The sequence below is a fragment of the Pseudomonas guineae genome (genome assembly GCF_900113745.1).
GTDB classification, from domain to species: Bacteria; Pseudomonadota; Gammaproteobacteria; order Pseudomonadales; family Pseudomonadaceae; genus Aquipseudomonas; species Aquipseudomonas guineae.
The window spans coordinates 414,447-434,422 of sequence record NZ_FOQL01000004.1; the positions used below are offsets into that span (position 1 = coordinate 414,447).

20 protein-coding genes are annotated in these 19,976 nt (G+C 57.6%); 14 read left to right on the plus strand and 6 right to left on the minus strand.

Going from position 1 to position 19,976, the window contains the following annotated elements:
• The first annotated feature begins 18 nt into the window (after positions 1–18).
• Genes BMZ32_RS16195 through BMZ32_RS16225 form a run of 7 tightly spaced genes read left to right on the plus strand, consistent with a single transcriptional unit; the run spans position 19 to position 5,739 of the window.
• Positions 19–1,089, plus strand: a complete 1,071-nt coding sequence (locus tag BMZ32_RS16195) for a hemin-degrading factor (RefSeq protein ID WP_090243835.1) — start codon at positions 19–21, stop codon at positions 1,087–1,089.
• Position 1,090: 1 nt separating this feature from the next.
• On the plus strand, positions 1,091–1,732 hold the full coding sequence (locus BMZ32_RS16200; RefSeq protein ID WP_167376770.1) for a MotA/TolQ/ExbB proton channel family protein: 642 nt from the start codon (positions 1,091–1,093) through the stop codon (positions 1,730–1,732).
• Entirely contained in the window at positions 1,717–2,160 is a 444-nt protein-coding gene (locus BMZ32_RS16205) for an ExbD/TolR family protein (RefSeq protein ID WP_167376771.1), read from the plus strand. Before BMZ32_RS16200 ends, BMZ32_RS16205 begins: the two co-directional genes overlap by 16 nt.
• Complete coding sequence (locus BMZ32_RS16210) at positions 2,147–3,046, plus strand: heme/hemin ABC transporter substrate-binding protein (protein WP_090243839.1); 900 nt, start codon at positions 2,147–2,149, stop codon at positions 3,044–3,046. The genes BMZ32_RS16205 and BMZ32_RS16210 overlap by 14 nt, the downstream gene beginning before the upstream one ends.
• Positions 3,043–4,080 carry a FecCD family ABC transporter permease gene (locus BMZ32_RS16215; RefSeq protein WP_090243841.1) on the plus strand — a complete coding sequence of 346 codons (1,038 nt, stop codon included), beginning with the start codon at positions 3,043–3,045 and terminating at the stop codon, positions 4,078–4,080. The genes BMZ32_RS16210 and BMZ32_RS16215 overlap by 4 nt, the downstream gene beginning before the upstream one ends.
• On the plus strand, positions 4,080–4,847 hold the full coding sequence (locus BMZ32_RS16220) for a heme ABC transporter ATP-binding protein (protein WP_090243844.1): 768 nt from the start codon (positions 4,080–4,082) through the stop codon (positions 4,845–4,847). Before BMZ32_RS16215 ends, BMZ32_RS16220 begins: the two co-directional genes overlap by 1 nt.
• A gap of 10 nt (positions 4,848–4,857) precedes the next feature.
• Positions 4,858–5,739 (plus strand): ChaN family lipoprotein, encoded by an 882-nt coding sequence (locus tag BMZ32_RS16225; RefSeq protein WP_090243846.1) that lies wholly within the window; start codon positions 4,858–4,860, stop codon positions 5,737–5,739.
• Between the two features lie 658 nt (positions 5,740–6,397).
• Here the strand turns inward: BMZ32_RS16225 and BMZ32_RS16230 are convergent.
• The 4 genes from BMZ32_RS16230 to BMZ32_RS16245 all read right to left on the minus strand — a co-directional run bounded on the left by BMZ32_RS16230 (position 6,398) and on the right by BMZ32_RS16245 (position 9,730).
• Positions 6,398–7,198, minus strand: coding sequence for a Crp/Fnr family transcriptional regulator (locus BMZ32_RS16230; RefSeq protein ID WP_090243848.1), 801 nt, complete (start codon positions 7,196–7,198; stop codon positions 6,398–6,400).
• A gap of 106 nt (positions 7,199–7,304) precedes the next feature.
• Entirely contained in the window at positions 7,305–7,577 is a 273-nt protein-coding gene (locus BMZ32_RS16235; protein ID WP_090243850.1) for a TfoX/Sxy family protein, read from the minus strand.
• A 169-nt stretch (positions 7,578–7,746) separates the two neighbouring features.
• Positions 7,747–8,091 (minus strand): pentapeptide repeat-containing protein, encoded by a 345-nt coding sequence (locus tag BMZ32_RS16240; RefSeq protein WP_090243852.1) that lies wholly within the window; start codon positions 8,089–8,091, stop codon positions 7,747–7,749.
• 85 nt (positions 8,092–8,176) lie between these two features.
• Complete coding sequence (locus tag BMZ32_RS16245; protein ID WP_090243854.1) at positions 8,177–9,730, minus strand: bifunctional aminoglycoside phosphotransferase/ATP-binding protein; 1,554 nt, start codon at positions 9,728–9,730, stop codon at positions 8,177–8,179.
• A gap of 117 nt (positions 9,731–9,847) precedes the next feature.
• Between BMZ32_RS16245 and mrcB the strand changes: the two genes are divergently transcribed.
• From mrcB to BMZ32_RS16260, 3 genes are read left to right on the plus strand one after another with little or no spacing between them, the layout of a single operon-like run.
• Positions 9,848–12,166 carry a penicillin-binding protein 1B gene (mrcB, locus tag BMZ32_RS16250; protein WP_090243856.1) on the plus strand — a complete coding sequence of 773 codons (2,319 nt, stop codon included), beginning with the start codon at positions 9,848–9,850 and terminating at the stop codon, positions 12,164–12,166.
• Positions 12,167–12,181: 15 nt separating this feature from the next.
• Positions 12,182–12,880 carry a tetratricopeptide repeat protein gene (locus BMZ32_RS16255; protein WP_090243858.1) on the plus strand — a complete coding sequence of 233 codons (699 nt, stop codon included), beginning with the start codon at positions 12,182–12,184 and terminating at the stop codon, positions 12,878–12,880.
• Entirely contained in the window at positions 12,880–13,209 is a 330-nt protein-coding gene (locus BMZ32_RS16260; protein ID WP_090243860.1) for a YqcC family protein, read from the plus strand. The genes BMZ32_RS16255 and BMZ32_RS16260 overlap by 1 nt, the downstream gene beginning before the upstream one ends.
• A gap of 15 nt (positions 13,210–13,224) precedes the next feature.
• Here the strand turns inward: BMZ32_RS16260 and BMZ32_RS16265 are convergent, their stop codons facing one another.
• Complete coding sequence (locus tag BMZ32_RS16265; protein ID WP_090243863.1) at positions 13,225–13,668, minus strand: DUF4124 domain-containing protein; 444 nt, start codon at positions 13,666–13,668, stop codon at positions 13,225–13,227.
• 408 nt (positions 13,669–14,076) lie between these two features.
• Between BMZ32_RS16265 and BMZ32_RS16270 the strand changes: the two genes are divergently transcribed.
• Positions 14,077–15,801, plus strand: a complete 1,725-nt coding sequence (locus BMZ32_RS16270; RefSeq protein WP_090243920.1) for an acetolactate synthase 3 large subunit — start codon at positions 14,077–14,079, stop codon at positions 15,799–15,801.
• Positions 15,802–15,803: 2 nt separating this feature from the next.
• Positions 15,804–16,295 carry an acetolactate synthase small subunit gene (gene ilvN, locus BMZ32_RS16275; protein WP_090243865.1) on the plus strand — a complete coding sequence of 164 codons (492 nt, stop codon included), beginning with the start codon at positions 15,804–15,806 and terminating at the stop codon, positions 16,293–16,295.
• A 51-nt stretch (positions 16,296–16,346) separates the two neighbouring features.
• Here the strand turns inward: ilvN and ilvY are convergent, their stop codons facing one another.
• Positions 16,347–17,228, minus strand: a complete 882-nt coding sequence (gene ilvY, locus BMZ32_RS16280) for an HTH-type transcriptional activator IlvY (RefSeq protein ID WP_090243869.1) — start codon at positions 17,226–17,228, stop codon at positions 16,347–16,349.
• 123 nt (positions 17,229–17,351) lie between these two features.
• Here ilvY and ilvC point away from each other — a divergent pair, with 123 nt between their 5' ends.
• On the plus strand, positions 17,352–18,368 hold the full coding sequence (gene ilvC, locus BMZ32_RS16285; protein WP_090243871.1) for a ketol-acid reductoisomerase: 1,017 nt from the start codon (positions 17,352–17,354) through the stop codon (positions 18,366–18,368).
• Positions 18,369–18,524: 156 nt separating this feature from the next.
• A complete protein-coding gene (gene pssA / locus BMZ32_RS16290; RefSeq protein WP_090243873.1) occupies positions 18,525–19,337 on the plus strand; it encodes a CDP-diacylglycerol--serine O-phosphatidyltransferase in 813 nt (270 codons plus the stop codon).
• The last annotated feature ends 639 nt before the right edge of the window (positions 19,338–19,976 follow it).

A 19,976-nucleotide genomic window follows, 5' to 3' on the forward strand; every position in this document is an offset into this window, starting at 1 on the left:
ATCAATGAGGAGTTTTCCATGAGCACACACGTCCAGCCTGTCGCCCCCAGCAATGACCTGTATCTGGCCTGGCAGGTGCTACGCAGCGAGCAGCCACGCCTGCGCGCCCGGGATGCCGCCGAGCGTCTGGCGGTCAGCGAGGCTGAGTTGGTGGCCAGCCGTCTCGATGTCGATGCGGTGCGCCTGCAGCCAGACTGGGCGCACTTACTGCCAGCGCTCGGCGACCTGGGTTATGTCATGGCGCTAACTCGTAACGAGCATTGCGTGCATGAGCGTAAAGGCTACTACCGCGACGTAACGGTGACCGGCAACGGGCAGATGGGCTTGGTGGTATCGGCTGATATCGACCTGCGCCTGTTCCTCGGCGGTTGGGCCAGCGTGTTTGCCATCGAGGAGCAGACGGCCAAAGGCGTTCAGCGCAGCATCCAGGTGTTCGATCGCCAAGGCACTGCGGTGCACAAGGTATTCCTCACCGAGGACAGCCAGCTAAGCGCCTGGGCGCCTCTGCTGGAGCGTTTTCGTATGGCTGAGCAGAGCGTCGAGCTGGGGCTGTTGCCGCTGCCCCAGCCGCAGCCGCCGCAAGCCGATGCTCAGGTGGATGTGAATGGCTTGCGCGTGGGTTGGTCGACCCTTAAGGACACGCACCATTTCTTCGCGCTGCTGAAAAAACACGGCACCACCCGCACTCAGGCCCTGCGCCTGGCTGGGAGTGAATGGGCTGAGCCACTGGACGTGCGTGAGCTGCCGAAATTACTGGAACAGGCTGGCACGCGTGAGGTGCCGATCATGGTGTTTGTCGGCAATCGCCACTGCATCCAGATTCATTCCGGCCCGGTACGCAACCTGCGCTGGATGGACAGCTGGTTCAATGTACTCGACCCCGAGTTCAACCTGCACCTGCAGACCACTGGCGTGACCGAACTGTGGCGGGTGCGCAAACCGAGCAGCGATGGCGTGATCACCAGCTGGGAAGCCTTCGATGCCCAGGGCGAGCTGGTGGTGCAGCTGTTTGGCGCACGCAAACCCGGCATTCCGGAGCGTGAGGACTGGCGCGCCCTGGCCGAAAGCGCTGCTGCGCTGGAGTGCTGAAATGAGCCAGTGGTGGAGTGCGATGGGGCCGTTGGGCTGGCCGCTGGCGCTGTGTTCGCTGCTGGCGCTGGCGCTGATACTTGAGCGTCTCAGTGTGTTTCTGCGTTTGCAGCCGCTGAGCACTGCCGCCGGGCGTGCGGCAGTCAGCGCTTGCCGCACCTGTGAGCGTGAGCATTGCAAAGGCCGTGCGCGCGGTTGGCGCTATGGCCTGGCGTTGTTGCTCAAGCACAGTGCCTTGCCGGCCGTGCAGCGTGAAGAGCTATTAGGTTGCTGGCTGCTGGAGGAGCGTCAGCGCCTCAATCGCCAGCTGCGCTTGCTGCAGCTGATCGGCATGCTGGCGCCCATGCTCGGCTTGCTCGGCACCGTGCTGGGCATGCTCGAGATGTTTGCCAATATTGCCGGGCAGAACAGCCCGGTAACCCCGGCGTTGCTCGCTGATGGCCTGTGGCAGGCGCTGTACACCACAGTCTGGGGCTTGCTGATCGCCATCCCGGCGCTGGCGGCGGGTCAGGGCTTTGCCTTGTGGGCTGAGCGCTACCTGGAAGGTGTGCAAGCGCTGCTCAATCGCTGCCAGTTGGCGTTGGACGGTCTGGAGCTGGAGCTAACCGGCAGTCCATTGGCGACGCAGTGGGTGCTGCCGTGATTCGCTTGCCGGCGGCCACTGCGGCGCAGGGCAACCTGTTGCCCGACCTGACGCCGCTGCTCGATGTGATTTTTATCGTGCTGGTGTTCTTTTTGCTGACCGCGCAAACGCCGCTGCTGGAATTGCCTGTGCAGTTGCCGCAAAGCCGTGAGGCCTTGCCCGCAGCGAGTGCCGGCAATGGCGAGCGCATCCAGGTACAGCTTTCGGCCGAAGGCGCTTGGCGTTTTAACGGCGCGCTGCAGACCGATTTTGACACGCTGCGCGTTGCACTGATCACGGCCTTTGCCGCCGACAAAACTACCGCTTTGGACCTGGCGTTGGATCGTCAGGCGCCGCTGTCGGCATTTCTTGACCTGACGGCGCTGCTGCAACAGCAGGGTATTCAGGACAGTCGCATTCTTTTAGAGGCCAATCATGAAACGCCTTAATGCTGTACTCGCTCTGTGTGCGAGTGTCTTGTTCTGTGGTTCGGCGCTTGCCGCTGAGCCGTTGCCGCAACGCTGGATTAGCTCCGGTGGCTCGCTCAGTGAATGGGTGGTGGCGTTGGGTGGCGAAAGTCGGCTGGTGGGCGTGGACAGCACCAGTCAGCACCCACAATCGCTGCGAGCGTTGCCGAGCATTGGCTATCAGCGCCAGTTGGCGGCCGAAGGCATGCTGACCCTGCGTCCTGATGTGTTGATAGGTAGCGAGGAAATGGGCCCGCCGCCCGTGCTGGCGCAACTGCGCGGTGCGGGGGTGCGAGTAGAAATGCTTTCTGCCAAGGCGGATCTGCCCAGCCTGCGGGCCAGCTTGCGGCGTATCGGCATGCTGCTGGGTGAGCCGCAGCGTGCCGAACAGGCCTTTGCGGCGTACCAGCAACGCCTGCAGCAACAAACCGACTGGTTAGTGACTGCGCAGCGCGAGCAAGCCATGCCAGGGGTGCTGTTATTGCTCGGGCACGCCGGCGGCAGCCCGATGGTGGGCGGTAAGGACACGTCGGCGGACTGGCTGATTGAGCGTGCGGGTGGGCGCAATTTGGCCAGTCATCACGGGTATAAAGCGTTGTCCACTGAAGCCTTGTTAGCACTCGACCCTGAGGTGGTGATCATTGCTGATCGCAGTCTTGCGGGAGATGCTGCGCGCGAGGCCCTGTTACAACAGAACCCGGCGCTGGCGGCGACGCGGGCAGCGCGTAATCAACGTTTACTGATGCTCGATCCAACATTGTTGGTCGGTGGTCTGGGCCCGCGTTTGCCAGATGGGCTGGCGACCTTGTCCGCAGCCTTTTATCCTGCCAGCCAACCCTTGGTCGCCGAAGCTAAGCCAACGTTATGAATCCTGTTATTCGACCGCGCTCATTGTTTATCGCACTGAGCCTACTGTTGGCGCTCGCGCTGTGGTTATCACTGGCCTTGGGGCCCGTTAGCCTGCCGCTGTTGGACACCCTCAAGGCGGCGCTGCGCCTGCTCGGCCTGGCGCAGCCGGGTGATGACCTGGCCCAGGCTGAATTGATCCTCGGGCAGATTCGCCTGCCGCGCACGCTGCTGGGGCTGTTAGTCGGTGCCGTGCTGGCGCTGTGTGGGGTGGCAATGCAGGGCCTGTTTCGCAACCCGCTGGCTGACCCCGGCTTGATCGGCGTATCCAGCGGCGCGGCCCTGGGTGCGGCGATTGCCATTGTTGGCGGCGCCGCGTTCGGTGGTTTACCGGAAGCCTTTGCACCTTATCTATTGTCTTTGTTCGCCTTTATCGGTGGATTGGGCGTTACTGCGCTGGTTTATCGCCTGGGCCGACGTGATGGCGAAACCAATGTGGCGACTATGCTCCTGGCCGGTATTGCGCTGACGGCACTGGCCGGCGCGGCCATCGGCCTGTTTACCTACCTGGCCGATGACGCCACCTTGCGTACTCTGACGTTCTGGAACCTGGGCAGTCTCAATGGCGCCAGTTACGCGCGCCTGTGGCCGTTGCTGCTGGTCACGGCGGCGGTGGCACTATGGCTGCCACGGCGGGCCAAGGCGCTGAATGCCTTGCTGCTGGGCGAGTCCGAGGCGCGCCACCTGGGGTTTGCCGTGGAGCGGGTCAAGGCCGAGCTGGTGTTTTGCACCGCACTCGGCGTTGGCGCGGCGGTGGCGGCGGCTGGGATGATCGGCTTTATCGGTTTGGTGGTGCCGCATCTGGTACGCCTGCTGGTGGGGCCGGATCATCGCGTGCTGTTGCCGGCCTCGGCTCTGGCGGGTGCCAGCCTGTTACTGCTGGCGGATCTGGTAGCGCGGTTGGTGCTGGCTCCGGCCGAGTTACCGATTGGTATCGTCACGGCGCTGATTGGCGCGCCGTTCTTCCTCTATCTGTTATTGCGAGGGCGTACCTGATGCTGCGCGCAGAGAATCTGGCAGTGCAACGCGGCCCGTGCACGGTGTTGGCGGATATCAACCTGGAGTTGCGGCCTGGCGAAGTGCTCGGCGTGCTGGGCCCCAATGGCGCCGGCAAGAGCACCTTGCTGGGGGCGTTGTGTGGTGAACTGCAGCCGAGCCACGGCGATGTCTGGCTGGATCAGCGGCGGCTGCAGGACTGGCCGGGCAGTGAGCGTGCGCAGCGCCTGGCGGTATTGCCGCAGACCTCGACGTTGAACTTTGCCTTTCGTGTGGAAGAAGTGGTGGCCATGGGGCGTTTACCTCATGCCAGCGGTCAGCTAAAAGATGCGCAGATCATCAAGCAAGCGCTGGAGGCGGCCGATGCGTTGCACCTGGCCGGGCGCAGTTACCTGGCGTTATCCGGTGGCGAGCGTCAGCGCGTGCACCTGGCGCGAGTGCTGGCGCAGCTCTGGCCCGGTGGTGAGGGGCAGATGCTGCTGCTCGATGAGCCGACCTCAATGCTCGATCCGCTGCATCAGCACACCACGCTGCAGGCCACCCGCGCTTTTGTTGAGCAAGGCGCGGCGGTGCTGGTGATCCTGCATGATCTGAATCTGGCCGCGCGTTATTGTGATCGCCTGTTGCTGCTGGAGCGCGGTCGCCCCCATGCGCTCGGTACACCTGAGGAAGTCTTACGTGCTGAGCCGTTACAGGCCGTGTTCGGTCTGGAGGTGCTGGTGCAGCAGCATCCAGAACGCGGTCATCCATTAATCATTGCCCGTTAAGGTCCTATTTATGCGTCGTGCGTTATTGCTGGTTGTCGCGCTGTTGAGTGCTTGCCAGGCCACGTTGCCGGCGTTACCGGCCTGGCAAAGCCCGGGAGGTTTACAGCATGCCGAGCTGGGGCAGATTGTCGAGTTGCGTACTGGCGCGCAGCTGACCCCGGCGCAGTTGCTTGAGCGCCTGGCCGCTGCACCCAAGGTGCTGGTGGGCGAACGGCATGACAATCCCGATCACCACGCGCTGCAGCTCTGGCTGTTGCGGGCCTTGGCAGCGCAGCGTCCGCAGGGCAGCCTACTGTTGGAAATGCTGACGCCGGATCAGCAGGTCAAGGTCGATCAGGCGCGCGCTGCCATCGCTGCTGGGCAGGCGCCGCAGGACATGCTCGATGCCCTGGCCTGGCAGCCGGGTTGGGCCTGGTCGCTATACGGGCCGTTGGTGCAGCATGCTCTGCGCCAACCTTATCCTCTGCTGGCGGCCAACCTCGAACAGCGCGAGATCATGCAGATATACACCCAAGTACCTCAGCTAGAGGGTGAGGCATCAACGGCGCAACCGGTGCGCGAGGCGTTGTTCAAGCAAATTCGTCAATCGCACTGCGACCTGCTGCCGGAAAGCCAGTTACCCGCCATGCTGGCTGTGCAGCAGCAACGTGACCGGCGCATGGCTGAAGCGCTGATCGCGGCACCTGCGCCGAGCCTACTGTTTGCCGGGGCATTCCATGTACGCCGCGACCTTGGCGTGCCACTGCACCTGCAGGACTTGCACGCTGATCAGAGCTTGCAGGTACTGATCCTGTCGGAGGCTGGCAGTGCGGTCAGCGCCACCTCTGCAGACTACGCTTGGTATACACCACCGCGACCTGAGCAGGACCACTGTGCCAAACTTCGCCCCTAGCCGATCTCCCTGCGGCTGAGCGTAGCGCTCAGCCGCAGCCCACGCCCTGCTTACCCCTTTCGTTAACGTCCTCAACGAGGCGCGATAGGCGCTCCAGCCTGGCGCTGTTCAGAAGCGGTGTGTTGTTGAGCAGCAATCAAGGGCTGCATGTGAGTTCATTCCGGTCGCCTGTGGCTAGAGCTATCAGCTAACGGCGGCGTGCTTCTTCAGAATTTGCGACGGTAAGCTCTACCGGGCGAGCCCACCCTCAATATGCCGGATTGGCTGGCGCATGTCGGTTTCTTGCCGGCGTGAACGCTGGGGGATATCCGCGAGCTAAGTTAAAACGCCGGACAAGAAATCGTCGGGAGCGATGTTTAATAGTGCACAGCGATGGCCCCGATGGGGTGACCGGCATGGATTGCAGCGCACAAAAAAAGACCCGGCAAGAGCCGGGTCAATAACCGTGATTAGCCTGATGAGGAGATAATCTGAAGAGGCCGACTGAAGGTCTCTTAAGCTTATCGACTGATCTCGCGACCAGTTGCGGCAATAATAACAATTCTCATTTTCATGTCAATGCGTTCGGATAAACTTTTTACTCCGCGCGGCTAACTGGCGCTCGGCCTATAAACCAAGAGCCCGACACAAGGTCGGGCTCTTAAAACTGCAGCAGGTTTCAGGGTGCTTCTGCGGGTAGGCGCAGCTGGGTGACTTCCTTGTTGAGCAAGTCGATTCGCTTGGCCATGCTCTCGATCAGGCTATGGGCAATCCGGGGGTTGCTCTGCATCAGGCTGAGGAACTGTTCTTTAGGAATCACCATCACCGTGCAGGGCTCGCTGGCTAATACGGTGGCGCTACGTTTTTCGCGAGTGAATACCGCCATGGCGCCGAAGATTTCATCCTTCTGCACGTCACCGACCCTATGCCCGTCGACATAGGCTTCGGCATGGCCCTCGATAATGATAAATACGTTGTCGGCGATATCACCCTGATGGATCAGCTCTTCACCAGCGGCAAAATGCTGAAAGCCAGTGGAGGGGCGAATGTCGGGTTGCTTCAAGCGAGCCAATGCATCAGACAGCAGTGCGGTGTGGCCGATCAGGTACTGGAGAAACAGTTCTTGGCGTTGTTCGTTGGCATAGATGTGCTTGAACACTTCACTGCGCGAGTAAGGAATCAGGCTTAGTTGCTCTTCGCTGCTGTAACGACAGCTGGGCATCTCCAGGCCTTGGCGCAGCCCAACTAAGTCACCCTCCTGCAGATAAAACAAAGGGCGCTCATCGACCACTGCGTGTAGCAACCCATTTTCAATAATGAAAAGTTGATTACCCGGCAGTACCTTGGCGAGGTCTTCAGCTTGTTCCAGTTGTAGAGACGGTCCAGCAGGTGCAAGCCCATCGAGCAACTGAGTGGGGATGCTTTGCAGTCGGTTGATCAGCTGATCGGCGTAAGCCGGTTGCTCCCCGAGTAAATACATGAGCGAATTTCCTTGAACTGGCTTGGCATACTAAACCGCACGAACGTCCCTAAAACAATAGTGGCCAGCGCTCCTCAGGTAAATCAAAAGGCTAAGGGGATGTGAGCTAGCTCTTGTTGTTGTGTGAACTTTCATCGAGCTGACCGTTTAGTTCAGCTTTGTGGCCAGGCGGCAGATCGTTCCAGTGTACGTCCAGCAGCGCGCCTTCAATTGCATAGAGCAGCACCTTGGAGGCTCTGAAGCCCCGCGCGCGCACAGCTCGATAAGCGCTAACCGCGCCTAATCGACGCAGATCATTAACGCTGTGGATGCCTACCGCATGTAGCCACTGGGCCGAGGTTTTGCCGAGGTTCTTCAGGTGTTGCAACTCATCGTTCATTGAGCCTCCTTGCACTGCTAAGCAGTTGTGCGGATGGAGTCAGCATGGCCTTCTGGCAGAAAGTGTAGCGGCCATCGGACAAATCGTGGCTGCTCGGTATTTCTCCGTGCCGATGTCGCTCTATTTGCCGTGGCAATTGCTTGAGGTTGTTCGCGAGAGGCTGTGGTGCTCAGCGAGTGTTATAGCGCAGGCGGGTGCCAAAATTGACCGACATAAGTATCTCGTCAGCTGTCAGCTCGGCCGGGAAGTAGGCACCGGAGATCTGCGCATGCGCGATGCTCGCTCCTTCAAGCTGGGCATTACGTAAGTCGAGGCCGCGCAGGTCGGTACCGCGAAAGTAGGCGTTGGTGAAGTTGATGCATTGGGCATCCAGCGCGCGCAGGTCGAGGCCGCGAAAATCACCGTCGCTCAAGTCGATGATTGTGTCTTTGGGCTTTTGCGCATTGAAGGCAGACACTTGTTCGGTATGAATCAGGCGATACAGCGGGCTATCCAGTTGTCGGGGCTGGCTCATGGGGCATCTCCTTATGGGCTCTCTATTAGTATAGAGGCCGCGGCGCGCTCTGCTCGCGCCGCAACCGGGTTGCCCAGCGAGGGCTTTACAGGCGCTGGCGGATGCGCGCGATCAGGGTGTCCAGGCTGGCACTTTCATGGGTGTCCACGCGCTTGCTTTGCAGCAGCTCGTCTTCACTGAGTGGTTCGCGGGTGGCGTGTTGGGCGCGCACAACCTCCATGGTGGCGTCAGACGGGTCAGTACCGGCCGCCTTGCGTTGCTCCAGCCAGCTGGTGATGACTTGATCGGGGGCGCAGCATTCCAAAATCAGAAAAGGCACGCCGCAGGCTTCGGCAGTCTGGCTGGCTGCTTCGCGTTGAGTGTGTTTCAGGTAGGTGGCGTCGATGACTACCGGGAAACCGGCGCGCAGTGCCGCTTCGGCCAGTTGGTGCAGGTGTTGGTAGGTGGCGGCACTGGCGTCTGGGGTGTAGATGCCAGCACTGAGTTTGCCAAGATCGGCATCTTTCTGTTCGCCGAACAGGCGCTTACGCTCTATATCTGAACGCAGGCGAATGGCCCCAAGTGCTTCGACCAATCGCATGGCGACATGGCTTTTGCCAACGGCAGAAACACCGTTGGTAATGGCCAGGAACCTGGATGGGATGGCGCTGTAGCTTTCCGCCAAGTTTGCATAGTTGCGGTATTGGCGCAGGGTTACGGCCTTCTGTACGGCGTCGGTCTGATGGGCCAGGCTGAACAGCGCTACCTTGGCCCGCACCAACGCCCGATAGGCCTTGTAAAAGTTCAGCAGTTCCAGCGCTGCATAATCGCCCGTGTGTTCCAGCCAGGCGTTGATGAAGCGCCAGGCATGCGCTTTGAGGCCTCGGTCTTCTAGGTCCATGGCTAGGAAGGCCGCGTCTAGGGCGATATCAATAAGGCGGAACGGCTCATTGAATTCGATGCAGTCGAACAGCACCACCTGATCATCCAGCAAGGTGGCGTTGCCTAGGTGAATGTCGCCGTGGCATTCGCGAATGGAACCGTTGCTGGCCCGTTTGGCCAATAGCGGTTCCAAGCGTGCGTAGCTGGCTTCGGTCCAGGCCTCTAAGGCCTCAAGCTGGCGAAGATCAGCCGCGTCACTGAGCATCGGGCGGATCTGTTCGAAGTTCTGGCGCATCGGCGCGACAATTGCTTCGGGTGTACACAGCGGATGGTTAACCGCTACGGCAGGCGTTGCACTATGAAAGGTGGCAATCTGTTTGGCCAAACCGTCGATGTGCGCCTCACTCAGTTCGCCGCGCGCTTGCACGTCGCTAAGCAACTGGCTTTGCGGGAATTGGCGCATTTTTAGAGCGTATTCGATAGACGCTCCGCTGCCGCCTAGCTGCGGGGCAGCGATGCTGCCGCTGATCGGCACTACTTCTAGGTAGAGGCCTTGTGTCAGGCGCTGGTTAAGGCGCAGTTCTTCCTGACAGAAGTGCTCGCGGGCACTTAGCTCGGTGAAGTCGAGAAAACCAAAGTTCACCGGTTTTTTGATTTTGTAAGCAAAGGGGCCGGTGAGAATTACCCAAGAAATATGGGTTTCAATGACCTGGAATTGCTCTACGGGATGAGGGTAGAGGGCCGGGTTCTGCAGTGCGGCGATCAGAGCTTGGCTCACGGGCGATCCTTGGCTTTTTACTAAATAAGAGACGGCCATTATGGGCGCTCAACGCTCGTCTGCAAACCGCGGCTACGGCCTGCTGACAAGCAGGCAAAGTGCGTATAATCCCGCGCCATGACTCGAACCCGATCTTCCCGTCCCCGTTCTAAACGTCGCCCTGGCGGTATGCGCCCTTGGTTGGGTTGGGCTTTTAAGCTCAGCCTGGTTGGTTTGGTGGTGCTTGCCGTGTTTGCGGTTTACCTCGATGCCGTTGTGCAGGAGAAGTTCTCCGGCAAGCGTTGGACTGTGCCCGCTAAAGTCTATGCGCGGCCGCTGGAGCTGTTCGTTGGGCAAAAGCTCGCCAAAGCTGACTTCCTCAAGGAGCTAGATGCCCTTGGTTATCGTCGTGAAGGCGCTGTCAGTGGCCCCGGCGGCGTTTCAGTGGCGGGCAACGCTATCGAGCTGTATTCGCGCGGTTTTCAGTTCTATGAAAGTGCTGAGCCGTCGCAGCGTGTACGTGTGCGTTTCTCTGGTGATTATGTCGCGGGCCTGACCCAGGCCGGGGGCGGCAACCTGGCGGTGGCGCGCCTTGAACCACTATTGATTGGTGGCCTTTACCCGGCGCATCAGGAAGACCGAGTGCTGATCAAGATTGATCAAGTGCCGCCTTATCTAGTGGAAACCCTGGTGGCGATTGAGGATCGCGAGTTTTTCAATCATTTTGGTGTGTCGCCCAAGGGTATTGCCCGTGCTGTGTGGATTAACGCCACCGCCGGGCAGCTGCGTCAGGGTGGCAGCACCCTGACGCAGCAGTTGGTGAAGAACTTCTACCTGACCAACGAACGCAGCCTGTCGCGTAAGGCCACTGAGGCCATGATGGCGGTGCTGCTGGAGCTGCATTACGAAAAAAAGGATATTCTTGAGGCCTATCTCAACGAAGTATTCTTGGGCCAAGACGGCCAGCGCGCAGTGCACGGTTTCGGCCTGGCCAGCCAGTATTTCTTCAGCCAGCCGCTGTCCGAGTTGAAGCTTGAGCAAGTAGCGCTGCTGGTGGGTATGGTCAAAGGGCCGACTTACTACAATCCGCGACGTAACCCAGAGCGTGCGTTGGCGCGCCGTAATCTGGTGCTCGACGTGTTGGTGGAGCAGGGCGTGGTCAGCGCTGAAGAAGTCGCTGCGGCTAAACAAAAGCCATTGGGGATTACCCAGCGCGGCACCCTGGCGGACAGCTCGTTCCCGGCCTTCCTTGATCTGGTCAAGCGTCAGCTGCGTGAGGATTATCAGGAGCAGGACCTGACCGAAGAAGGTTTGCGCATTTTCACCAGCTTCGATCCAATTATGCAGCTCAAGGCAGAAAGTGCCTTGGCCGATACCTTGAAACGCCTGTCTGGGCGCAAGGGCGTTGATCAAGTCGAGGCCGGTATGGTGGTCACCAGCCCTGAAAACGGTGAGGTGCAGGCTATTATTGGTAGCCGCCAACCGCGCTTTGCTGGGTTCAATCGAGCCCTGGATGCGGTGCGGCCGATTGGCTCGCTGATCAAACCGGCAATTTACCTCACAGCATTGGAACGCCCAAGCCAGTACACCTTGACCAGCCTGCTCGAAGATAAGCCGTTTTCCATCAAAGGCCAGGACGGCCAGGTTTGGAGTCCGCAAAACTACGACCGTAAAGCCCATGGCACGATTTACCTGTACCAGGGGCTGGTTAACTCCTACAACCTGTCTACCGCCAAGCTCGGTCTGGAACTCGGCGTGCCGGAGGTTCTGAAGACGATGGATCGTTTGGGCGTTGAGCAGAAATGGCCCGCGTACCCGTCGATGCTGCTGGGGGCTGGTGGGTTGAGCCCGCTGAGCGTGGCAAACATGTATCAGACACTGGCCAATGGCGGCTTCAATACACCATTGCGCGGTATCCGTAACGTATTGACGGCCGAGGGTGAGCCGCTCAAGCGTTACCCGTTCCAGATTCAGCAGCGCTTTGACAGTGGCGCGATTTATCTGCTGCAGAACGCCATGCAGCGCACAATGACTGAGGGTACCGGCCGCTCGGTTTATAACCAGCTGCCGCGCTCCCTGGCGTTAGCGGGCAAGACGGGTACCAGTAACGATTCGCGTGACAGCTGGTTTGCTGGCTTTAGTCAAGATGTCCTGGCGGTGGTCTGGCTGGGTCGTGATGACAACGGCCCCACTCCGCTGACCGGTGCGACTGGCGCACTGCAGGTGTGGGCAGACTTTATGCGTAAGGCTGATCCGCTGCCGCTGGATATGCCGGTGCCGGATAATGTGGTGCGCGCCTGGGTCGATGCCAATACAGGGCAGGGCACAGACCCGAGTTGCCCAAATGCAGTTCAGATACCCTATATTCGCGGCAGCCAACCCGTCGCTGGGCCAGCCTGTGGTATTCAGGCTCCGGTCAATGAAGTGATGGATTGGGTGCGTGGCTGGTTGGATTAAGTGAGAGGGTGTGACGTGAATAAGTGGTTGATTCCAGCTTTAACAGCTTCGCTGGTGCTGGGCGGTTGTAGCAGTGTGCCGCGTGGCTCGATTCCAGTTGTAGATGGCGGTTCGTCGATCGGTAGCGCGCAGTCAGGCACTCCCGGCGGTTACGGCAATCAGAGCGCGCAGCCGCAGGCCCTGCCGGAAGACTCCGGGGTCGTGGTGATGGTGCCGGGCGGTGGTGGCAGTTCTATGCCAATTCAGTCGTTCCCGGCAGGTAATGCTCCGCTGGACACCAGTACAAGTAATCAGCCATGGAGTGCAGCGCCGCCCGCTAACGCGCAAGGTGGCTATGTCGCGCCGTCACCCAGCGGTATTCCAAGTGGTGGGCTGACCATGGATGAGCAGCTGGATGGCCCAGTGCTGGCCTTGTTGACCACTGCTCAGCAACAGCAGGGTGGTGGTGACTTGAATGGTGCAGCCTCCAGCCTTGAGCGTGCCCAGCGTATTGCGCCGCGTGAACCGCAGGTGCTCTATCGCTTGGCTGAAGTTCGTATGGCTCAAGGCGACGCGGCGCAGGCCGAACAATTCGCGCGTCGTGGTCTGAGTTATGCCAGTGGCCGTCCTGCCCTACAGGCTAGCTTGTGGAATCTTATTGCTCAGGCCCGTGAGCGCCAAGGTGATGCTGCTGGCGCAGCTCAGGCCCGCGAGCAAGCACGAGTCAGTCTCTGATGGATGCACGTACGCCTGCCGTGGCTGAGCAATTGTTGCTGATTGAACGTGAATTACGGCTGCAAGGCTGGTGGGGAACACAAGCGCCTGACACCCGGGCGCTGTCCAGTGAACTGCCCTTCTGTGTCGATACATTGGCGTTCGAGCAGTGGCTGCAGTGGTTATTTTTACCGCGGATGAAGCAGATGCTGGAGGCTGGAGCAGACCTGCCCAGTGTCTCTGGTATTCAGTCGATGGCTGAGCAGGTGTATGACGGGCAGGCTGAGAGGGCCAGAGCGTTGATCAAACTGCTGGGTGAGTTCGATCAATTAATTGTTGGCGCGACTTGAATCGCGCCCATCGGCTTACTTACAGTTTTCGTTAATCGACTTCTGCGCTTCGCTGATACGGCTTTGGCGCTCTTCTTCGCTTAACCGGCGTACTTCGCCATCAACGTCTATGCGTACGCGTGGGTTGTTCTGCAGCTGCGCCAAGTTAGTGCGCACATCTTCACAGTACTTCTTGCGTTTGGCTTCCTTGGCGGCAATTTGCTGTTTAACTTTCTTGTCGATCGCCGCCTGTTCAGGGTCAGCGATGCTCTCGAAGGTTGGGGCTGCCTTCTTCTCGTCACTGGCTACAGGCTTTGGCTGCGCGGCTGCGGTGTTGATACTAGTGGCCTCTTGGCCCTGCGGCGGTTGCGCACTGAAGTGCGTCACGCCTTGAGCGTCGACCCACTTATAAACCTGGCTGGCCATGGCGGTGGCACTGATGGCGAGCAGCAAGCTGCTGGTGATAATCATGCGGCGCATGCGGTTTCCTTATGTTGAGCTGCGGTGCCTGCCGACTACTATAACCAAAATGTTCGAATCGTCATCCTGCGCTGCGTCACAGCAGAAGATTGCAGATTCAATCACGGATTACTTGACTTGGCCGCGCCGAATCCCAACAATTCCGTTCTTGGCTGTAGTGGAGTCCGCCGCAAGCAGGCTTTAGCTCAGCAGACATGAGGCGCACACCCGCGCCGACCTGTTACACCCGCAACGCGTTACCTCGCGCTGGGTGGGAGAACCCCGCAACACCAAGGGGCTTTCCCAATACTTGCTCAGTAGTAGCTGACGTAGTCGGCGACCACCGTCGCTCATGCTCTGCTGGCAGTAAACCTATCTTAGGCCGTCCATATTGTTGGGCGGTTTTCTGGCGTTTTAGAGGTGAACAACGTGGAGCTTTTATCCGGCGCTGAAATGGTCGTCCGCTTTTTGCGTGACGAAGGCGTTAAGAATATTTACGGGTACCCCGGTGGTGCCCTGTTGCACATCTACGATGCCTTGTTCAAAGAGCAGGAAGTGAATCACATCCTGGTTCGTCACGAACAAGCAGCAACCCATATGGCCGATGGTTATGCCCGTGCTACCGGTAAAGCCGGTGTGGTGCTGGTTACGTCGGGCCCTGGCGCAACTAATGCCATTACCGGTATCGCTACGGCCTACATGGATTCCATTCCGATGGTGGTGTTGTCCGGGCAGGTGCCTAGCAATATGGTCGGCACTGATGCATTCCAAGAAACCGACATGATTGGTATCTCGCGGCCGATCGTAAAGCACAGCTTTATGATCAAGCACGCCTCGGAAATTCCGGAAGTCCTGAAAAAAGCCTTCTATCTGGCTGAGTCCGGTCGTCCCGGTCCAGTGGTTGTGGACATTCCTAAGGACATGACCAACCCCGCCGAGAAGTTTGAGTATGTCTACCCGAAGAAGGTCAAGCTGCGCTCCTACAGCCCAGCGTTACGTGGCCACTCTGGGCAGATTCGCAAGGCAGCCGAATTGCTGTTGACAGCCAAGCGACCAATTATCTATTCCGGTGGTGGCGTGATCATGGGCGGTGCTGCAGCGCCGCTGACTGAGCTCGCACAAATGCTCAATCTGCCGGTCACCAACACCCTGATGGGCTTGGGCGGCTATCCTGGCACCGATCGCCAGTTCCTCGGCATGCTTGGGATGCACGGTAGTTACACCGCTAACCTGGCGATGCATCACGCCGATGTGATTGTCGCAGTGGGTGCACGCTTCGATGATCGCGTGATCAATGGCGCGAGCAAATTTTGTCCGAATGCCAAGATCATTCACATCGATATCGACCCTGCCTCGATTTCCAAGACAATTAAAGCCGACATCCCGATTGTTGGTCCGGTCGATAGCGTCATGACCGAAATGGTCGCGATCCTCAAAGAGATTGGCGAGCAGCTCAATAAAGATGCCCTGTCGAGCTGGTGGAAGCAGATCGAAGAGTGGCGCGGTGGTCGCATCATGTTCCCTTACGACAAGGGCGACGGCAGCGTTATCAAGCCGCAGACCGTTATCGAAACCCTGTCCGAAGTCACCGGTGGCGATGCTTTCGTCACTTCTGACGTGGGCCAGCACCAAATGTTTGCGGCGCAGTACTACCGCTTTAATAAGCCGAATCGCTGGATCAACTCCGGTGGTCTGGGCACCATGGGCTTTGGTTTCCCTGCAGCGATGGGCGTCAAGCTGAGCTTTCCGGATGATGACGTTGCCTGTGTCACGGGTGAGGGCAGCATCCAGATGAATATTCAGGAGCTATCGACCTGCTTGCAGTACGGCTTGCCGGTGAAGATCGTCAATTTGAATAACGGTGCACTGGGTATGGTGCGTCAATGGCAGGACATGAACTACGGTAGCCGCCACTCGCACTCCTACATGGATTCGTTGCCGGACTTCGTCAAGCTAGTCGAAGCTTATGGTCATGTTGGTATCCGCATTACCGATCTGAAAGACCTGAAGCCGAAGATGGAAGAGGCCTTTGCTCTGAAAGACCGTCTGGTGTTCCTCGATATCCAGGTTGATACCAATGAGCACGTTTATCCGATGCATATCAAAGACGGTGCAATGCGCGATATGTGGCTGAGCAAGACGGAGCGTACCTAATCATGCGACACATTATTTCCCTACTGCTTGAAAACGAACCTGGCGCGTTGTCCCGTGTAGTGGGCCTGTTCTCGCAGCGTAACTACAACATCGAAAGCCTAACTGTGGCGCCGACTGAAGATCCAACTTTGTCGCGATTGACGTTGACCACAGTGGGACATGACGAAGTCATCGAGCAGATTACCAAGAACCTCAATAAGCTGGTTGAAGTGGTTAAGCTGGTAGATCTCTCGGAGAGCGCTCACGTCGAGCGCGAACTGATGTTGGTTAAAGTCAAAGCTACCGGCGCTCAGCGTGCAGAGGTCAAGCGCACTACTGATATCTTCCGTGGGCAGATCGTTGATGTAAGCAGTAGCGTCTACACCATTCAGTTGGCCGGTACGAGTGACAAACTGGATAGCTTTATTCAGGCAGTTGGCACCGCTTCGATTCTGGAAACTGTGCGCAGTGGGGTCACGGGCATTGCACGTGGTGACAAAGTACTGAGCATCTAGCCCTGCTGTACAAAAAAACCCTGCCTTGGCAGGGTTTTTTGTTTCTGGCTGCTAGAGCTGGCGATTCCAGAAAGCATTGATCAGTGGTTCTTTAAGGCGTTTGTCCAGCGCAAACAGGCCGATATCGTAGGCGGTCAGTGGCGGTTGGATATCGTAGGTGCGGATGCGTGCGGTCAGCGGGCTGTTGTCGAGTACGATTTGCGGAACCACGCCAATACCAAACCCCAGGCTGACCATGCTGACAATGGCTTCGTTACCGCTGACTTGTGCGTAAATCTTCGGTTTGATGTTGTGGCTTTTTAGCCAGCGATCGGTTCGGGTTCGGGCGAGGCCTTGTTCCGAGAGAATCATCGGTACCTCGCGCCAATTGACGGCGCCAGGATGTTTCAGCTGTTCATCATTTAACAGTTGAGGCGACAGCGGACCAATAAAGCACAGCTCTGAGCGGGCAATAGGTTGAAACGCGATGCCGCTCGGTAGGCTGTCGGGGCGGGCACCGATGGCAAGATCCTCGAGCCCTTCCTGGACGCGTTCGACGGCCTTGGCGGCGTCGCCTGTATGCAGCTTCATCTCAATGCGTGGGTAGTCCTGGCGAAAACTACTGAGAATGTCATAAAGGAAGCTGTAGCTTGCCGTTACCGAGCAATATAGGGAGAGCTCTCCATGCAAGACCAGTTGATCTTGCTTGAAAGTTTGGCGTATGGCTTGCCAACCGCTTATCACCTCCTTCGCGTACTCACGAAATTCGTTGCCCTCACGGGTCAAGCTGACTGAGCGGTTGTCGCGAATAAACAGCGGCGCACCCAGTTCGTCCTCAAGCTGTTTGATGCTACGGCTGAGTGCGGAGGGGCTTACGTGCTGCTCGCGGCTGGTTTTGCCGAAGTGCAGATTATCGGCTAGAGCCAGAAAGAGTCTGAGGGTGTTGCTATCCATGGTCGTTTCATATTTCGGCATGTTGTGTTGCAAATATATCATTTTACGCAATTGGGCTGATCACTTAAGGTATGTTTGTCGCGGTGCTTGCACCCACTCCTTTCGATTAAAAGAGCCAAGAATATGAAAGTTTATTACGATAAAGACTGTGACCTCTCGATCATCCAGGGTAAGAAAGTTGCCATCATTGGCTATGGCTCTCAGGGTCACGCTCAAGCATGCAACCTAAAAGATTCTGGCGTTGATGTGACAGTTGGCCTGCGTAAAGGCTCTGCTACCGTTGCCAAGGCTGAGGCCCACGGCCTGAAAGTCACCGACGTGGCGTCGGCTGTTGCTGCTGCTGATTTGGTCATGATCCTGACTCCTGATGAATTTCAGTCGTCTCTCTACAAGAACGAAGTTGAGCCGAACATCAAGAAAGGTGCAACCCTGGCCTTCTCCCACGGCTTCGCAATTCATTACAACCAAGTTGTGCCGCGCGCGGACCTCGACGTAATCATGATCGCGCCGAAGGCGCCAGGTCACACCGTTCGTACCGAGTTCGTCAAAGGCGGCGGTATTCCTGACTTGATCGCTATCTACCAGGATGCTTCTGGCAATGCTAAAAACGTTGCTCTGTCCTACGCCTCAGGTGTTGGTGGTGGTCGTACCGGTATCATCGAAACCACCTTCAAAGACGAAACCGAAACTGACCTGTTTGGTGAGCAAGCTGTACTGTGCGGCGGTACTGTTGAGCTGGTTAAAGCAGGCTTTGAAACCCTGGTTGAAGCCGGCTATGCCCCTGAAATGGCTTACTTCGAGTGCCTGCATGAACTGAAGCTGATCGTAGATCTCATGTACGAAGGCGGTATCGCCAACATGAACTACTCGATCTCCAACAACGCCGAGTACGGCGAGTACGTGACAGGCCCAGAAGTTATCAACGCTGAATCGCGCCAGGCTATGCGTAACGCTTTGAAGCGCATTCAGGATGGCGAGTACGCGAAGATGTTCATCAGTGAAGGTGCTACCAATTATCCTTCCATGACGGCCAAGCGTCGTAACAACGCTGCCCATGGCATTGAAATTATTGGTGAGCAGCTGCGCTCCATGATGCCGTGGATCGGTGCCAACAAGATTGTCGACAAAGCTAAGAACTAAGCGCTGTTGATGTGAGAAAAAACGCGGCCACGGCCGCGTTTTTTCATGGTGCGGCAAGGCTTCTGGTATAAAGCCAGTGTGTTGCACCGGTGCTGTCGTAAATTCCTATCGCCAGCACTTGTCGAAACTTTCCACATCCGTTGCAAGGTGTTGTTCATGAATGACCGTCCAGATGAGCCCCAGTCGCCCAGTGAAGCAGATAGTCTGCTGCCAATCGATGAGCATATAGAGGAGGGGCATGATGCAGAGGGGCGTAAGGTCCGTCATCGCGGTATTTACCTACTGCCAAACCTGTTCACCACAGCTAATTTGTTTGCCGGCTTCTACGCCATCATCAATGCTATGAATGGCAATTTCTATGTAGCGGCGGCGGCGGTATTTGTTGCCATGGTGCTGGATGGTCTCGATGGTCGCGTCGCGCGCCTGACCAATACCCAAAGTGCCTTTGGCGCTGAGTACGATTCGCTGTCCGATATGGTTGCTTTTGGCGTGGCGCCTGCACTGTTGGCGTTTGAGTGGGCGCTAGGCAGTATGGGCAAGGTGGGTTGGATGGTTGCATTCATCTATGTCGCAGGTGCTGCACTTCGTCTAGCGCGCTTTAATACGCAAATTGGCAGCACCGATAAGCGCTTCTTCATTGGCCTCGCCAGCCCAGCGGCCGCGGGAGTTGTGGCGGGTACCGTATGGGCCTTTAGTGACTTCGGTATCAAGGGCTCAAACATGGCGTTTGTGGTTGCTCTGCTTGTGGCGGGGGCGGGCATGCTGATGGTCAGTAATATCAAATACAACAGCTTTAAAGACCTTGATTTGCGAGGGCGTGTACCTTTCGTAGCGATCTTGGCTGTAGTGTTGGTGTTTGCGGTAGTGTTTAGCGATCCACCGCGTGTTCTGCTGATTATCTTCCTGGCTTATGCCGCGTCTGGGCCTATTCAGTACTTGCTGCGTTTACGTCGCCGTAAAAACGCCTAGCCGTTTAGCGGTATCTACGACAAAGCCGTTGAAGCGTCAGCTTCAACGGCTTTGTCGTTTCTACAGTCGACGCGGTTTAGGTCGGTGAGCTTAATTAGATGCGCTTGAAGCAGAAGGCTAATAAAGGATTGACCTTCTATAGTTAATCCCTATAATTCGCACCTCTTCAGGCGTATGTGGCCCCTTAAACCTCTTATAAAACAATAGGTTAGATTTAAAAGAGGGGTTGCAAAGCAGTGAAATCTGCGTAGAATGCGCCGGACTGGCAGGGTGGCGGCTTGATCCTGTTAGTGGTTCGGTCGAGGTGGTCGGAAGCGGTAAAAGAGGCAGTTGACAGCGGTTTGAAACGCTGTAGAATTCGCCTCCCGCTGACGAGAAGCTAGAAGTTGATCGAAAGCGCAAGTGGCTGAATTTGAAAAGAAATTTTCGAAATCACTTGACGAAAGATGAGGCTGCTGTAGAATTCGCGCCTCGGTTGAGACGAAAGACTTAACCACCCGCTCTTTAACAACTGAATCAAGCAATTCGTGTGGGTGCTTGTGAGGTAAGACTGCTAGTCGCAAGATTATCAGCATCACAAGTTACTCCGCGAGAAATCAAAGATGTAACCAACGATTGCTGAGCTAAGTTTAGGGTTTT

What these genes read in the sequence shown, in the direction of transcription:
- mrcB (WP_090243856.1), top strand. Translation starts at nt 9,848, where the DNA reads ATGACTCGAACCCGATCTTCCCGTCCCCGTTCTAAACGTCGCCCTGGC.
- BMZ32_RS16200 (WP_167376770.1), top strand. Translation starts at nt 1,091, where the DNA reads ATGAGCCAGTGGTGGAGTGCGATGGGGCCGTTGGGCTGGCCGCTGGCG.
- BMZ32_RS16230 (WP_090243848.1), bottom strand. Translation starts at nt 7,198, where the DNA reads ATGTATTTACTCGGGGAGCAACCGGCTTACGCCGATCAGCTGATCAAC.
- BMZ32_RS16260 (WP_090243860.1), top strand. Translation starts at nt 12,880, where the DNA reads ATGGATGCACGTACGCCTGCCGTGGCTGAGCAATTGTTGCTGATTGAA.
- BMZ32_RS16225 (WP_090243846.1), top strand. Translation starts at nt 4,858, where the DNA reads ATGCGTCGTGCGTTATTGCTGGTTGTCGCGCTGTTGAGTGCTTGCCAG.
- ilvN (WP_090243865.1), top strand. Translation starts at nt 15,804, where the DNA reads ATGCGACACATTATTTCCCTACTGCTTGAAAACGAACCTGGCGCGTTG.
- BMZ32_RS16215 (WP_090243841.1), top strand. Translation starts at nt 3,043, where the DNA reads ATGAATCCTGTTATTCGACCGCGCTCATTGTTTATCGCACTGAGCCTA.
- ilvC (WP_090243871.1), top strand. Translation starts at nt 17,352, where the DNA reads ATGAAAGTTTATTACGATAAAGACTGTGACCTCTCGATCATCCAGGGT.
- BMZ32_RS16265 (WP_090243863.1), bottom strand. Translation starts at nt 13,668, where the DNA reads ATGCGCCGCATGATTATCACCAGCAGCTTGCTGCTCGCCATCAGTGCC.
- BMZ32_RS16240 (WP_090243852.1), bottom strand. Translation starts at nt 8,091, where the DNA reads ATGAGCCAGCCCCGACAACTGGATAGCCCGCTGTATCGCCTGATTCAT.
- BMZ32_RS16220 (WP_090243844.1), top strand. Translation starts at nt 4,080, where the DNA reads ATGCTGCGCGCAGAGAATCTGGCAGTGCAACGCGGCCCGTGCACGGTG.
- ilvY (WP_090243869.1), bottom strand. Translation starts at nt 17,228, where the DNA reads ATGGATAGCAACACCCTCAGACTCTTTCTGGCTCTAGCCGATAATCTG.
- BMZ32_RS16210 (WP_090243839.1), top strand. Translation starts at nt 2,147, where the DNA reads ATGAAACGCCTTAATGCTGTACTCGCTCTGTGTGCGAGTGTCTTGTTC.
- BMZ32_RS16235 (WP_090243850.1), bottom strand. Translation starts at nt 7,577, where the DNA reads ATGAACGATGAGTTGCAACACCTGAAGAACCTCGGCAAAACCTCGGCC.
- BMZ32_RS16195 (WP_090243835.1), top strand. Translation starts at nt 19, where the DNA reads ATGAGCACACACGTCCAGCCTGTCGCCCCCAGCAATGACCTGTATCTG.
- pssA (WP_090243873.1), top strand. Translation starts at nt 18,525, where the DNA reads ATGAATGACCGTCCAGATGAGCCCCAGTCGCCCAGTGAAGCAGATAGT.